The sequence below is a fragment of the Evansella sp. AB-P1 genome (assembly GCF_029688925.1).
GTDB lineage: Bacteria > Bacillota > Bacilli > Bacillales > Salisediminibacteriaceae > Evansella.
Map to the genome: position 1 here is coordinate 1 of NZ_JARUKY010000047.1, position 676 is coordinate 676.

General features: G+C 50.7%; 1 rRNA gene. It reads right to left on the reverse strand.

What is annotated here, in order from left to right:
* A 23S ribosomal RNA gene (locus tag QA612_RS22465) occupies positions 1-645 on the reverse strand; the annotation flags it as partial.
* Positions 646-676: the final 31 nt, after the last annotated feature.

Sequence of the window (676 nt, forward strand, 5' to 3'; positions counted from 1 at the left end):
GCACGTTATCGTAACTCGCCGGTTCATTCTACAAAAGGCACGCTGTCACCCATTAACGGGCTCCAACTACTTGTAGGCATACGGTTTCAGGATCTCTTTCACTCCCCTCCCGGGGTGCTTTTCACCTTTCCCTCACGGTACTGGTTCACTATCGGTCACTAGGTAGTATTTAGCCTTGGGAGATGGTCCTCCCAGCTTCAGACGGGGTTTCACGTGTCCCGCCCTACTCAGGATACACTCCGGAGGAAACAACGTTTCGACTACAGGGCTGTTACCTTGTATCGCGGACCTTTCCAGATCGCTTCGTCTACGCTGTTTCTTTGTAACTCCGTATGGAGTGTCCTACAACCCCAAGAGGCAAGCCTCTTGGTTTGGGCTCTTTCCGTTTCGCTCGCCGCTACTCAGGAAATCGAATTTTCTTTCTCTTCCTCTGGGTACTAAGATGTTTCAGTTCCCCAGGTCTGCCTTCTCATACCCTATTGATTCAGGTATGGATACCATCCCATTACGGATGGTGGGTTCCCCCATTCGGAAATCCTCGGATCAATGCTTACTTACAGCTCCCCGAGGCATATCGGTGTTCGTCCCGTCCTTCTTCGGCTCCTAGTGCCAAGGCATTCACCGTACGCCCTTTCTAACTTAACCATTTAAGCTTCAGATGATCATCGGATCTCTT